The sequence below is a fragment of the Mycobacterium sp. genome, from assembly GCF_002863225.1.
GTDB lineage: Bacteria > Actinomycetota > Actinomycetes > Mycobacteriales > Mycobacteriaceae > Mycobacterium.
On record NZ_PKEK01000009.1, the window covers coordinates 132079 to 145440 of the forward strand.

Sequence of the window (13362 nt, forward strand, 5' to 3'; positions counted from 1 at the left end):
CCACCCGCTATAGACGTCTCGGTAAAAACCCTAGGCGGTCGTATACCCGCTCGACCGTCTTTGCAGCGACGCCGTCGGCCCGCGCCGCCCCCGAAGCCAGCACAACCTCGAGTTCGGTTGGATCGGCGAGCAATTCGTCCACCCGCGCCTTGATCGGCGTGACGAACTCGACGACGGCTTCGGCGGTGTCCTTCTTCAGGTCGCCGTAACCGCGTCCGGCATACCCGTCGACCAGCTTCGCGATCTCGACGCCGGTGACCGCGGACTGGATGCTCAGCAGGTTCGAGACGCCGGCCTTTTCCACCGGGTCGAAGCGGATCTCCCGCTCGCTGTCGGTGACCGCGGAGCGAATCTTCTTGGCAGACACCGTCGGCGAGTCGAGCAGGCTGATCAGGCCGGCATCCGTGGCCGCCGACTTGCTCATCTTCGACGACGGGTCCTGCAGGTCGTAGATCTTCGCGGTGGCCTTCGGAATCAAGACCTCTGGCACGACGAACGTGTCCGGGTAGCGGCTGTTGAACCGTTGCGCGATGTCGCGCGCCAGCTCCAGATGCTGTCGCTGATCTTCACCGACCGGCACCAATTCGGCGTCGTAGGCCAGCACATCGGCGGCCTGCAGCACCGGATAGGTGAACAGGCCGACGGTGGTCGCGTCGCTGCCCTGCTTGGACGACTTGTCCTTGAACTGCGTCATCCGTGAGGCCTGGCCGAAGCCGGTGAAGCAGCCCAGCACCCAGGCCAGCTGGGTGTGCGCCGGGACGTGGCTCTGCACGAAGATCGTGCTGCGGGCGGGGTCGACGCCGAGCGCGAGGTACTGGGCGGCGGTCACCAGGGTTCGGCGCCGCAGCGTCGCAGGGTCCTGCGGGATCGTGATCGCGTGCAGATCGACGACGCAGAAGAACGCGTCGTGGTCGTCCTGCAGCTGGGCCCACTGCGTGACGGCGCCCAGCGCGTTTCCGAGATGGAGCGAGTCGGAGGTGGGCTGCACGCCGGAGAACACCCGGCTGGTCTCAGGGGCGGTCATGTCGAGCGCCACTCCTCCTCATCGCTTCGCTCTGCATCGTCGTCGGCGGCGCTCTCGAGCGCCACTCCTCCTCATCGCTTCGCTCTGCATCGTCGTCGGCGCAATCTCGAGCGCCACGCAATCTTTTCACGCGACCACCGGTGCTTCTTGCGGTACCGGCGGTATCGCCATAATGTCGGCGACGTGATAAATCGCGCCCCCATCCACGTCGGCTCGGGCGAGCCGGTCCTGCTGCTGCATCCGTTCCTGATCTCCCAGCTGGTCTGGAACGACGTTGCCGCGCAACTGGCCGACACCGGCTCCTACGAAGTGTTCGCCCCGACCATGGCCGGCCACAACGGCGGCCCGAAGTCCGGCACCTGGTTTCTGAGTTCGGCGGTGCTCGCCGACCACGTCGAACGTCAGCTCGACGAATTGGGTTGGGAGACAGCGCATATCGTCGGCAATTCGCTGGGCGGCTGGGTGGCCTTCGAGCTGGAGCGCCGCGGTCGAGCCCGCACCGTGACCGGTATCGCTCCCGCCGGCGGGTGGACCCGTTGGAACCCGGCCAAGTTCGAGGTGATCGCGAAGTTCGTCGCGGGCATGCCGTTCTGGGCGTTCGCCCGTCTCCTGGGAGTCAAGGCGCTGCGGTTGCCCGGCACCCGACAACTCTCCACGCTGCCGATCAGCGGGACACCCGACGGGGTCACCGACGAACAACTGGCTGCCATCGTCGACGACGTGGCGCACTGCCCGGCGTACTTCCAGCTACTGGTCAAATCGCTGTGGAACCCCGGCCTTATCGAGTTGGCGCAGACCGGCGTACCGGCTCACCTGGTGCTCTGCCAGAAGGACCGGGTGTTCCCGGGGCCGCGGTCGCACCGCTATTTCCAGGCGCAGTTGCCGCGCGGGACCCGCATCACCGAACTCGAGGGCGTCGGGCACATCCCGATGTTCGAGGCCCCGGCCCGGGTCACCGAGGCCATCCACGGCTTCTTGTCCGAGCACACCCAGGGCCGCCAAGCGGTCGACCCGCCCGCCAGTTAGGCGGTCGCCGGCACCACATGCGGCCGCGCGGCCGGAGCGGTCCACCGAGCCAGCGCGTCCAGCCATTGCGAGCAGTTGCCCGAGTCGCCGGCCCAGGCGATGTAGCCGTCCGGCCGCACCAGCACCGCGGGGCCGGCGTCGGCCCGCTCCGCCTGATGCAGATCGGTCACGCCGACCGCAGCCCGGCCGCATTCGCGCACCAGCACGAAACCGGGCTCGCGCTGCAGATACGTCAACCGGTCCCCGATCAGCGGGATCTGGGTCGCGCGGGTGCCCACCAGAGCGCTCTCGCCAGCCCGGTGCGGATAGCGCAACGTCGTTCCGGCGAAACTACCCGCCACCACGTCCCGCAGCCGGGGTATCCGTAGCATCCTGGGCGCCAACAGATTTCGAACGCCGCGGGCGAACCGCGGATGCAATGTGACACCGCGGGCAATCATTCCGGATTGCAGCAGGACCCGCTTGCCGATCGGGTGTCGCTCGTATTGGTAGCTGTCCAGCACCGCATCGTCGGCCCCGGCCAGCGCGGCGTCGATTTTCCAGGCGAGGTTGGCGGCGTCCTGGATGCCGGTGTTCATGCCCTGACCGCCCATCGGCGAGTGGACGTGCGCCGCATCGCCCGCCAGGAACACGCGGCCATGCCGATACTGCGCGACTTGCCGCTCGTCGCAATGGAATCGAGACTTCCAACTGATCTCGAGCAGACCGAGATCAGCCTTCATCGCACGGGCGAGAATCCCGACGATCTCCGCGCGGTCCACCGGTTCACTGTCCGGCACCTGATGCGCGCGATCCCACACCATTGCGCGGTACCAACGACCGTCCCCCTCGTGACGGTCGTACGGCGCCAAGAACGCGAATTCGTTGCGGGTGCTGCCCAACGTCAGCCCGCCGCCGGTCGGACCGTTGGCAAGTTTGACGTCGGCCAGCACGATGGACGACAACACCGTCTTCCCGGGGAAGTCCACGCCCAACAATCCTCGTACCGTGCTGTGGGCACCGTCCGCGCCGATGAGATACTGTGCTCGCCAACGCATCTCGGGTCCGCCCTGGTACGGTCGGGTGGTCACCGACACGCCGTCGGCATCCTGCTCGAGCCCCACGACCTCTTCGCCGCGCCGGACATCGGCTCCCTGCGCGACGGCGTAGGCCGCGATCGCCTGGTCGACGTTGGTCTGCGGGGTGATCATCGCGAACTGATAGGGCGATTCCAGGTGGGTCAGGTCCAGCCGGGCGCCACCGAACAGCGTCACTCCGGTGGCCTTGTGCGCGCGGGCTAGTAGGCCATCGGCGATGCCGCGGGCGTCCAGCACCTCCAGCGTGCGCGCCATGGTGGCGAATGCGCGGCTGGCCGGATTGACCGACGGCCAGCGTTCCAGCACCGTGACCGACCGGCCGATGCGCGCCAGGTCGCCGGCGGCGGTCAGGCCGGTCGGGCCCGCGCCGACCACCAGAACGTCGACAGTGTTTTCCGGGTGTGTCGCCATCAAGCCACCGCCTCCGGGTCGGGGTACCAGCGACGGATGTCGTCGGGCGTCGAGACGGCATCACGGTTGAAGACGAACCGGCAGCCGGGCTGGGCAATGTGCGCGGCGTTGACGATCGCCTCGAACAGCAGCGTGTTGGCGGCGACGAGGCGCACACCGGCGCCGATCAGCACCGCGTCATACCGCTTGGCCTCCAGCCATTGCCGGGCCTTGTCCACCCCCGCCTGGCCGACGTCGATCAGACAGTTGTCGACGCCGTATCCGGCGGCGCGCAACCCGGCGACGTTCTCGTCGTTGGCGGCTCGCAGCTTCTCCTTCGACAGACCCCGAAACCGGGCGAAGTCGGCCGAGGAGTAGTCGATGGCGTCCGGATCGATCCCGATCTGGATGGCGGTGACGGTCATGAGCGTGACCTCCGGTGCTGAGTGGTTCAACAACTGTTGAAACAGAAGCTAGGCCGATTCGCCAGCAAATGTCAACAGTTGTTGAATACACTTCCCGGCATGCCTCCGAGAGCACGCGATGGGCGCGACGGTCCGGCCACCCGGGCCGCCATCCTCGACACCGCCCGGTCACAGTTCGGCAGCCACGGTTTCGAACGCACCACCATCCGTTCGGTGGCCTCGGCGGCCGGAGTCGATCCGGCGCTGGTCATGCATTACTTCGGCAGCAAGTCCGGGCTCTTCGCGGCGGCATCGCAATTCGTCATCACGCTCCCGGACCTGGTCGGCATCGCCCCCGACCGGCTCGCCGACGTCCTGCTGCCGGTGTTCATCGAGGCCTGGGGGCCGCAAGGACCGCTGCTGCCGTTACTGCGCGCAGCCGCGACGAACCCGGCGGCGGCCGAGACCCTGCTGACGGTTTTCGTCGGTCAGGTGGCCCCCGCGCTGGCGGCCGTCACGCCCGACCGCGCACCAGAACGTGCGGCGCTGGTCGGCTCGCAGTTGCTCGGGGTCGCCGTGGCGCGCTACATCCTCGGCGTACCGCCGCTGACCGGCATGTCCGACGCGCGGCTCGTCGAGTGGCTACGCCCGGTACTCGCCCACTACCTGACCGAACCCGCGCCCTGACGCTGCTCGACGACCACCAGCGCGCGCTCGGCCCAGCGCAGGTTTTCTTCTTCGTAGGAAATGCCGCGCATCAATGTCAGATACGGCCCCACCCGCGGCGCCGTAGCCAGGAACTCCTGCTCGGTGCGGCCATCGAGGATTCGCATGCGCAGTCGCTCGTAGCGCTGCACTTTGACCTCGGCCCGGTCGCGACGCTCGATGATCAACTGGCGGACGGCCGCCGCGTCGCCGACATCGAAGGCCTGCACCTTGATCAGCAGCTCGTCTCGGATGACCGACGGCTTCGCCGGCTTCGCGGTGAACTGGCGAATCGCCTCGTATCCCGCCTCGGTCAGCGAGAACATCCGCTTGTTGGGCCGGCGTTCCTGCTGCACGATCCGCGCCTCGATGAGGCCCTGCTCGGCCAGACGCTCGAGTTCTTTGTAGAGCTGCTGCGGAGTCGCCATCCAGAAGTTCGCCACCGACGCGTCGAAGTCTTTGGCCAGGTCGTAACCGGACGACTCCCCCTCGAGCAGGGCCGCCAGCACCGCATCACGCAACGACATGGAGCAATCGTACCCGAGAGTAATCAAGAAATTGATTAATCGGCTCTGGACTTACCGGGATCGGGGCTTTATGGTCGAGCTGACCTACTCAACAAGTTGACCATTAGAGGTATCCCGATGCACCCCTTCCGCAAGGCGGTCGAAGATCGCGACGAGGCGGCCGTCGAGGCCCTGCTCGCCGACAACGTCGTGTTCACCAGTCCGGTGGCGTTCAAGCCCTACGTCGGCAAGCCGATCACCGCCGCGATCCTGCGCGGCGTGCTGCGGGTCTTCGAAAACTTCCGCTATGTCCGTGAGATCCATGACGCCGACAGCGGCCTGCACGCGTTGGAGTTCGAGACCGGCGTCGTCGGTGCCCCCGGCGTGACGATCAACGGCTGCGACTTCCTGCACGTCAATGAAGACGGCCTGATCGACGACCTTAAGGTGATGGTGCGACCGCTTTCCGGTGCGACGGCATTGTCCGAAGCGATGGCCGCACAATTTCCGCGAATCCAGACCGAGGCCGCCGAACTGGCCGACCAGTTCGCCGAGGCATAGAACACAGGGCCTCAAGAAAACAAGGGAGCAGCCAGGCATGCGAATCGGACTAGGAATCAACTACGCGGGCGGCTTCAAAGAGGTGGCCGCCGAGGTGGCCGACCTCGAGCGCGCCGGCCTCGACATAGTCTTTGTCCCCGAAGCGTATTCGTACGACGCGGTGAGCGCGCTGGGCTATCTCGCCGCCAGCACCGAGCGGGTCGAACTGGCCTCGGGCATTCTGCAGCTCTACACCCGCACACCCACGCTGACCGCAATGACCGCCGCCGGGCTGGACTACGTCTCCGACGGTCGTTACACCCTGGGCCTGGGCGCGTCGGGACCCCAGGTGATCGAGGGTTTCCACGGCGTCCGCTACGACGCGCCGATCGCCCGGACCCGCGAAGTGATCGAGATCTGCCGCCAGGTATGGCGTCGCGAGAAGCTGCAGTACCAGGGTGAGCACTACCAGGTCCCGTTGCCGGCCGAGAAGGGAACCGGTCTGGGCAAGGCCCTGAAGCTGATCAACAAGCCTGTGCGAGAGCGTATTCCGATTCTGATCGCCGCGCTCGGACCCAAGAACGTCGAGCTGGCCGCCGAACTCGCCGAGGGCTGGCAGCCGATCTTCTTCCTGCCCGAGAAGGCACAGGATGTCTGGGGCAAGTCGCTGGCGGCCGGCAAGGCCAAGCGCGACCCGGTGTTGGGCGACCTGGAGGTGTTCGCCGGTCCCACTCTGGCCATCGGCGACAACGTCGAGCCGCTGCGGGAAATCGTGAAGCCTCACCTGGCGCTCTACATCGGCGGCATGGGCGCCAAGGGGAAGAACTTCTATCGCACCCTGGCCACCCGATACGGCTATGGGCCGCAGGCTGATCGGATCCAGGAGCTCTATCTGGCCGGCGACAAGGAAGCCGCCGCCAAGGCGGTCCCGGACGAGTTGGTGCGTGACGTCTCGTTGATCGGGTCACCGGAATTCGTCAAGGAACGCATCGCGGCTTTCCGCGAAGTCGGCGTGACCACCCTGAACGTGGTTCCCGTGGCCGAGACCGCGGCCGAGCGCGTCAAGCTGATCGAGACGCTGCGCGGCCTGGTGGACTGACCCTCAGTCCTGGGCCGCCGCCAGTGCGGCGTTGAGCGTCTTGCTGGGACGCATCACCGCGATGGTCTTCTCGTCGTCGAGTCGGTAGTAGCCGCCGATGTCGACGGGTTCGCCTTGTGCAGCAGCGAGTTCGGAGATGATCGCGTCCTCGTCCTTGCCGAGCTCGTCGGCCAGCGCGGCGAAGTGCTTGCGCAACTCCTCGTCCTCGTGCTGTTCGGCGAGCGTGCGGGCCCAGTACAGCGCCAGGTAGTACTGGCTGCCCCGGTTGTCGAGTTCACCGGTCTTGCGCGACGGGCTCTTGTTGTTGTCCAGCAGCGCGCCGATCGCGTCGTCGAGCGTCTTGCCCAGGATCTTCGCGCGCTCGTTGCCGGTCTTGACCCCGATGTCTTCGAAACATGCTCCCAGCGCCAGGAATTCGCCGAGCGAGTCCCAGCGCAGGTGGTTCTCCTCGACGAGCTGGTGAACGTGCTTGGGGGCCGATCCGCCCGCCCCGGTCTCGTACATGCCGCCACCGGCCATCAGCGGCACGATGGACAGCATCTTCGCGCTGGTACCCAGCTCCAAGATCGGGAACAGGTCAGTCAGGTAGTCCCGCAGGATGTTTCCCGTTGCGGCGATGGTGTCTTCGCCGCGCATGACCCGCTCCAGGGTGTACCGCATGGCCCATACCTGCGGCATGATCTGGATCTCCAGGCCCTCGGTGTCCGACTCCTTGAGGTAGGCCTTGACCTTCTTGCGCAGCTCGGCCTCGTGCGGCCGTTCGGTGTCCAGCCAGAACAGCACCGTCATGCCCGAATTCCTGCCACGGGTCACGGCCAGCTTGACCCAGTCGCGGATCGCCGCATCGGTCACGATGGGCATCCGCCAGATGTCACCCTCCTCGACGTTCTGCGACAGCAGGACCTCACCGGTCTCGAGGTCGACGATGTCGGCGACGCCGTCCTCGGGAATCTCGAAAGTCTTGTCGTGCGAACCGTATTCCTCCGCGCGCTGCGCCATCAGCCCCACGTTGGGCACCGTGCCCATCGTGGTCGGATCGAACTGGCCGTGCGTCTTGCAGAAGTTGATGATCTCCTGGTAGATCCGCGAGAAAGTGGACTCCGGGTTGACCGCCTTGGTGTCCTTCTGCCGGCCGTCGGCGCCGTACATCTTGCCGCCGGCGCGGATCATCGCCGGCATCGACGCATCGACGATCACGTCGCTCGGCGAGTGAAAGTTGCTGATGCCCTTGGCCGAATCGACCATCGCCAACTCGGGACGGTGCTCGTGGCAGGCGTGCAGATCACGGATGACCTCTTCGCGCTGAGACGCCGGCAGTGATTCGAGCCTGTTGTACAGGTCGACGAGGCCGTTGTTGACGTTGACACCCAGCTCGTCGAACAACTCCTGATGCTTGTCGAAAGCCTCTTTGTAGAACGTCTTGACTGCGTGGCCGAAGACGATGGGGTGGCTGACCTTCATCATCGTCGCCTTGACGTGCAGCGAGAACATCACACCGGTCGCGTAGGCGTCCTCGATCTCGGCCTCGTAGAACTCGATGAGCGCCTTCTTGCTCATGAACATGCTGTCGATGACGTCACCGTCGTGCAACGACACCTTTGGCTTGAGCACAATCGTTTTGCCGCTCTTGGTCTTCAACTCCATCTTGACCTCGCGGTCACGATCCAGCGTCATCGACTTCTCACCGTGATAGAAGTCGCCGTGCTTCATGGTCGCCACATGCGTGCGGGACGCCTGTGACCAGTCGGCCATGCTGTGCGGGTGCTTTCGCGCGTACTCCTTGACGGCCTTCGGCGCACGGCGGTCTGAGTTTCCTTGCCGCAGAACGGGATTCACGGCGCTGCCCAGACACTTCGCGTAGCGGTCGCGGATTTCCTTGTCCTCATCGGTTTTCGCGCTCTGCGGGTAGTCCGGAAGCTTGAATCCCTTGCCTTGCAGTTCCTTGACCGCGGCCACCAGCTGAGGCACCGACGCGCTGATGTTCGGCAGCTTGATGATGTTGGTGTCGGCCTCTTTGGTCAGCCGGCCGAGCTCGCCCAGGTTGTCGGGCACCCGCTGTTCGTCGGTCAGGTAATCGGAGAACTCGGCCAGGATCCGCGCGGCCACCGAGATGTCACTGGTCTGGATGGTGATTCCGGCGGGTTCGGCGAACGCTCGCACGATCGGCAGGAAGGCATAGGTCGCCAGCAGCGGCGCCTCGTCAGTCAGCGTGTAGATGATGGTCGGCTGTTCGGCGCTCACGGTGTTTCTCCCGGTATCGGTAGATCCTGACGGGGCTTCGCGATGAATCTGGTTGCCACGTTATCAAGCACGTTTGCGCTGATGTCGACCTCGATCTGGCCGTTCCTGCTACCGGCGAGTACGCCCGGCTGACCGCTGGCACCCGTTCGCGTGGATGAGCTAAGCTTCATTTCGGTCATGAGCGCCAGCGTCAAGCCCCGGCTCGCTGGCCGGCAACCCTCCATCCGCGGTGGGGTGCTCCGGGTGAAGACCAGGTTTCGTAGCCGTAGCGGCTACGCGGCAAGCGCGGGTCCGCCGTGATGGGCCCCCCGGAGTAGACAGGGAAACCTGATGCGCACCTATGTGGGCTGGCCCATCATGCGTCACAGCTGCTGATCCTCGCGCCGCCGGTTGGCGTCGTCCATGACGTCCCGCGCCGCCTCAGCAACGAATACACATCGTCATACTTTCCAGAAAGCCAACCATCGTGAGCACTGACACCGAACCCGATCCCACCCAAAACTGGTCGTTCGAGACCAAGCAGATCCACGTCGGCCAGCAGCCCTGTCCGGCCACCGGCGCCCGCGCGCTGCCGATCTACCAGACCACGTCCTACGTCTTCAACGACACCTCGCACGCCGCCGCCCTGTTCGGACTCGAAGTCCCGGGCAACATCTACACCCGCATCGGCAACCCGACCACCGACGTGGTCGAACAGCGCATCGCGGCGCTGGAGGGTGGGGTGGCCGCGCTGTTTCTCGCCTCGGGCCAGGCCGCCGAGACCTTCGCGATCCTGAATATCGCCGGCGCCGGGGACCACATCGTGTCCAGCCCCCGGCTCTACGGCGGCACGTACAACCTGTTCCACTACTCGCTGCCCAAACTCGGTATCGAGGTCAGCTTCGTCGACAATCCCGACGACGTGGACTCGTGGCGCGCCGCGGCGCGTCCCAACACCAAGGCGTTTTTCGCCGAGACCATCTCCAACCCTCAGATCGACATCCTGGACATCCCCGGGGTCGCCGCGGTGGCGCACGAGAACGGTGTGCCGTTGATCGTCGACAACACCGTCGCCACCCCGTACCTGATCCAGCCGATCCAGCACGGCGCCGACATCGTGGTGCACTCGGCGACCAAGTACCTCGGGGGTCACGGCTCCGCAATCGCCGGTGTGATCGTCGACGGCGGCACCTTCGACTGGACCCGGGGCCGGTTTCCCGGCTTCACCGTGCCCGATCCCAGCTACCACGGTGTGGTGTACGCCGAGCTCGGACCGCCGGCGTTCGCCCTCAAAGCGCGGGTGCAACTGCTGCGCGACCTCGGTTCGGCGGCGTCGCCGTTCAACGCGTTCCTGGTCGCCCAGGGCCTGGAGACGCTGAGCCTGCGGATCGAGCGGCACGTCGCCAACGCCCAGCGGGTGGCCGAGTACCTGGAACGCCATGACGACGTGCTGTCGGTCAACTACGCCGGGCTGGCCAGCTCCCCATGGTTCGGATTGGGAAAGAAGTTGGCGCCCAAGGGAACCGGGGCCGTGCTGTCGTTCGAACTGGCCGGTGGTGTGGCGGCGGGCAAGGCCTTCGTCAATGCGCTCGAGTTGCACAGCCACGTCGCCAACATCGGTGACGTGCGGTCGCTGGTGATCCACCCGGCGTCGACGACCCATGCACAGCTCAGCCCCGCCGAGCAGCTGTCCGCCGGGGTGAGCCCCGGTTTGGTGCGGCTGGCGGTGGGTATCGAGGGAATCAACGACATTCTGGCCGACCTCGAACTCGGTTTCGCGGCCGCTCGCAGGCACGCCGGAGCCGGCGACCCGCATGCCGCGGCGGCGTTCTGAGGAGTCCACAGGTGACAATCTCTGACATGCCGACGCAGACGCTGCCCGCCGAAGGCGAGGTCGGCATTGTCGATGTCGGCTCGCTGACGCTGGAAAGCGGCGCAGTCCTGGACGACGTCAGCATCGCCGTTCAGCGCTGGGGCGAACTCTCGCCGAACCGCGACAATGTCGTCGTCGTGCTGCACGCGCTGACCGGCGACTCGCACCTCACCGGCCCAGCCGGGCCGGGGCACCCGACGCCGGGCTGGTGGGACGGAATCGCCGGACCGGGTGCACCGATCGACACCGACCGGTGGTGCGCGGTGGCCACCAACGTCCTGGGCGGTTGCCGCGGATCGACCGGGCCGGGCTCGACCGCTCCGGACGGAAAGCCATGGGGCTCAAGGTTTCCGCTGGTGTCCATCCGGGATCAGGTCGAGGCTGACGTGGCGGCACTGGCCGCGCTGGGCATCAGCGAGGTCGCGGCCGTGCTCGGCGGTTCGATGGGCGGCGCGCGAGCGCTGGAGTGGATGGTCGCGCATCCCGACAGGGTGGGCGCCGGGCTGCTGCTGGCCGTGGGCGCCCGCGCCACCGCCGACCAGATCGGCACGCAGTGCACGCAGATCGCAGCCATCAAGGCCGACCCGAATTGGCAGGGTGGCAACTATTACGAGACCGGGCTGTCCCCGGACACCGGGCTGGAGATCGCTCGCCGTTTCGCTCACCTGACCTACCGCGGCGAGACCGAACTGGACGCCCGGTTCGGCAATGCGCCGCAGGTCGGTGAAGATCCCACGGATCCGTCGTCCGGCGGCCGGTACGCGGTACAGAGCTACCTGCAGCACCAGGGCGGCAAGCTGGTGTCACGGTTCGACGCCGGCAGTTATGTGGTGCTCACCGAGTCGCTGTCGAGTCATGACGTCGGGCGGGGCCGGGGTGGGGTCGAGGCCGCGCTGCGCGGCTGTCCGGTGCCGGCAGTGGTCGGCGGGATCACCTCCGACCGCCTCTATCCCCTGCGGCTGCAAGCCGAGTTGGCCGAACTGCTGCCGGGCTGCGCCGGACTCGAGGTGGTCGACTCGATTTACGGGCACGACGGTTTTCTGGTCGAGACCGACTCGGTCGGCGCGCTGGTGCAACAGACCCTGGATTTGGCCGCGGCGAAGGGTGCGTGTTCGCGGTGACTCAGTATTCACAGGCCCGCTCATTGTCTTTTGGCTCTGAAGCGGCCGCGTACGAGCGCGGCCGCCCGTCGTATCCGCCGGAGGCCATCGACTGGTTGTTGCCGTCGGGGGCCCGCGACGTGCTGGACCTCGGCGCTGGGACCGGCAAGCTGACCAGCCGGCTGGTGGAGCGTGGGCTGGACGTCGTCGCGGTCGACCCGATCGCGGAGATGCTGGAGATGCTGCGCGTCTCGCTGCCGGGCACGCCGGCGCTGTTGGGGACGGCGGAGGAGATTCCGTTGGCGGACAACAGTGTTGACGCGGTGCTGGTGGCGCAGGCGTGGCATTGGTTCAATCCGGCACGCGCGATTCCCGAGCTGGCCCGGGTGCTGCGGCCCGGTGGGCGACTGGGTTTGGTGTGGAACACCCGCGACGAGCGATCCGGTTGGGTGCGCGAATTGGGCCGCATCATCGGCCGCGACGGCGATCCGATGCGCGACCACGTCACGCTGCCCGAGCCGTTCACCGACGTGCAGCGCCATCAGGTCGAGTGGACGAATTACCTTACGCCGCAAGCACTGATCGACTTGGTCGCGTCGCGTAGCTACTGCATCACCTCGCCCACCCAGGTCCGCACCAAGACGCTGGATCAAGTGCGCGAGTTGCTCGCCACACATCCTGCCCTCGCCAACGCCGGCGGTCTTGCGTTGCCGTACGTGACGGTGTGTGTGCGGGCGACGTTGACCTGACGTCGCGGCTGACCAGCCGGGGCTATGGTTCGTGGTGTGAAACTGACATCGCTCGTCGTCGGTTGCGTGCTGGCGATCAGCGCTGCACCGCTGGCCCATGCTGACGAAAACGACAACGCGTATCTGTACGGCATCCATTCGGTCGGTGTCCCGGACGGCAGCCCCGCGGCCTCGCCCGCGTACGGCCGGCAGCTGTGCGACCGACTGCCCGCGGTCGGCTTCGATCCCCTGGTGGCAGCGGTGAACCAGGAGAACGCCGCGAGCGGCCTGAACATGCATCTGTCCGCGCTGGTCATCGGCGCGGCGCTGTCGAACTTCTGCCTCGACAAGGCCACGCTGGTGCCGACGACCCTCACCTACTAGGACGGCTCGTCCTCGTCGTCATCTCGGAGGAGTTTTTCGGGGTGGTGGTAGGTGTTGGTGCGGGGTTGGCCGTGGTCGAGGTGGGGTGGTGGGATCCATTCGGTTTGGCCGTGGGTGTTGTTGTGGGTGGTCCAGCCTTGTTCGGTGAGGTCGTGGTTGGGGCCGCAGGTCAGGGTCATGGTGTTGGCGTCGGTTTCGGGGTGGGTGCGGTAGGGGTTGTTGTGGTGGACCTGGCACTGGTAGGCGGGCACGGTGCAGCCGGGGAAGGTGCAGCCGCGGTCTCTGGC

At 66.5% G+C, this 13362-nt stretch carries 13 protein-coding genes, 1 pseudogene and 1 riboswitch; of the genes and pseudogenes, 8 read left to right on the plus strand and 6 right to left on the minus strand.

What is annotated here, in order from left to right; all coding sequences use genetic code 11:
- Positions 1-7: 7 nt before the first annotated feature.
- A complete protein-coding gene (gene trpS, locus CYU59_RS01985) occupies positions 8-1024 on the minus strand; it encodes a tryptophan--tRNA ligase (RefSeq protein WP_292975255.1) in 1017 nt (338 codons plus the stop codon).
- A 183-nt stretch (positions 1025-1207) separates the two neighbouring features.
- Between trpS and CYU59_RS01990 the strand changes: the two genes are divergently transcribed.
- Positions 1208-2050: an alpha/beta hydrolase gene (locus CYU59_RS01990; RefSeq protein WP_292975258.1), complete on the plus strand. Its 843-nt coding sequence runs from the start codon at positions 1208-1210 to the stop codon at positions 2048-2050.
- Here CYU59_RS01990 and CYU59_RS01995 read toward each other — a convergent pair.
- Both CYU59_RS01995 and CYU59_RS02000 read right to left on the minus strand, forming a co-directional pair.
- The gene (locus CYU59_RS01995; protein WP_292975260.1) at positions 2047-3537 is read right to left on the minus strand and encodes an FAD-dependent monooxygenase; all 1491 of its coding nucleotides are present in this window, start codon (positions 3535-3537) and stop codon (positions 2047-2049) included. The two genes, CYU59_RS01990 and CYU59_RS01995, sit on opposite strands and share 4 nt — an antisense overlap.
- Positions 3537-3941 carry a hypothetical protein gene (locus CYU59_RS02000; RefSeq protein WP_292975262.1) on the minus strand — a complete coding sequence of 135 codons (405 nt, stop codon included), beginning with the start codon at positions 3939-3941 and terminating at the stop codon, positions 3537-3539. Before CYU59_RS02000 ends, CYU59_RS01995 begins: the two co-directional genes overlap by 1 nt.
- Positions 3942-4040: 99 nt before the next feature.
- Between CYU59_RS02000 and CYU59_RS02005 the strand changes: the two genes are divergently transcribed.
- Entirely contained in the window at positions 4041-4607 is a 567-nt protein-coding gene (locus CYU59_RS02005) for a TetR family transcriptional regulator (protein WP_292975264.1), read from the plus strand.
- Here CYU59_RS02005 and CYU59_RS02010 read toward each other — a convergent pair.
- Positions 4583-5152 (minus strand): PadR family transcriptional regulator, encoded by a 570-nt coding sequence (locus CYU59_RS02010; RefSeq protein WP_292975266.1) that lies wholly within the window; start codon positions 5150-5152, stop codon positions 4583-4585. The genes CYU59_RS02005 and CYU59_RS02010 overlap by 25 nt on opposite strands.
- Positions 5153-5269: 117 nt before the next feature.
- Here CYU59_RS02010 and CYU59_RS02015 point away from each other — a divergent pair, with 117 nt between their 5' ends.
- Positions 5270-5692, plus strand: coding sequence for a nuclear transport factor 2 family protein (locus tag CYU59_RS02015; protein WP_292975269.1), 423 nt, complete (start codon positions 5270-5272; stop codon positions 5690-5692).
- 37 nt (positions 5693-5729) lie between these two features.
- Positions 5730-6770, plus strand: a complete 1041-nt coding sequence (locus CYU59_RS02020; RefSeq protein WP_292975272.1) for an LLM class F420-dependent oxidoreductase — start codon at positions 5730-5732, stop codon at positions 6768-6770.
- A gap of 3 nt (positions 6771-6773) precedes the next feature.
- Here CYU59_RS02020 and CYU59_RS02025 read toward each other — a convergent pair whose 3' ends face one another.
- Positions 6774-9011 carry an NADP-dependent isocitrate dehydrogenase gene (locus CYU59_RS02025; RefSeq protein ID WP_292975274.1) on the minus strand — a complete coding sequence of 746 codons (2238 nt, stop codon included), beginning with the start codon at positions 9009-9011 and terminating at the stop codon, positions 6774-6776.
- 173 nt (positions 9012-9184) lie between these two features.
- A riboswitch (SAM riboswitch) is annotated at positions 9185-9303 on the plus strand.
- 174 nt (positions 9304-9477) lie between these two features.
- Here CYU59_RS02025 and CYU59_RS02030 point away from each other — a divergent pair.
- Genes CYU59_RS02030 through CYU59_RS02045 form a run of 4 tightly spaced genes read left to right on the plus strand, consistent with a single transcriptional unit; the run spans position 9478 to position 13075 of the window.
- Complete coding sequence (locus tag CYU59_RS02030) at positions 9478-10824, plus strand: bifunctional o-acetylhomoserine/o-acetylserine sulfhydrylase (protein ID WP_292975276.1); 1347 nt, start codon at positions 9478-9480, stop codon at positions 10822-10824.
- Between the two features lie 11 nt (positions 10825-10835).
- A complete protein-coding gene (locus CYU59_RS02035; protein ID WP_292975278.1) occupies positions 10836-11984 on the plus strand; it encodes a homoserine O-acetyltransferase in 1149 nt (382 codons plus the stop codon).
- Positions 11981-12712: a class I SAM-dependent methyltransferase gene (locus tag CYU59_RS02040; protein WP_292975281.1), complete on the plus strand. Its 732-nt coding sequence runs from the start codon at positions 11981-11983 to the stop codon at positions 12710-12712. Before CYU59_RS02035 ends, CYU59_RS02040 begins: the two co-directional genes overlap by 4 nt.
- Before the next feature lie 36 nt (positions 12713-12748).
- On the plus strand, positions 12749-13075 hold the full coding sequence (locus tag CYU59_RS02045) for a DUF732 domain-containing protein (RefSeq protein ID WP_292975284.1): 327 nt from the start codon (positions 12749-12751) through the stop codon (positions 13073-13075).
- Here CYU59_RS02045 and CYU59_RS02050 read toward each other — a convergent pair.
- A pseudogene (locus CYU59_RS02050) lies at positions 13072-13362 on the minus strand (hypothetical protein); the annotation flags it as partial. The gene CYU59_RS02045 and the pseudogene CYU59_RS02050 sit on opposite strands and share 4 nt — an antisense overlap.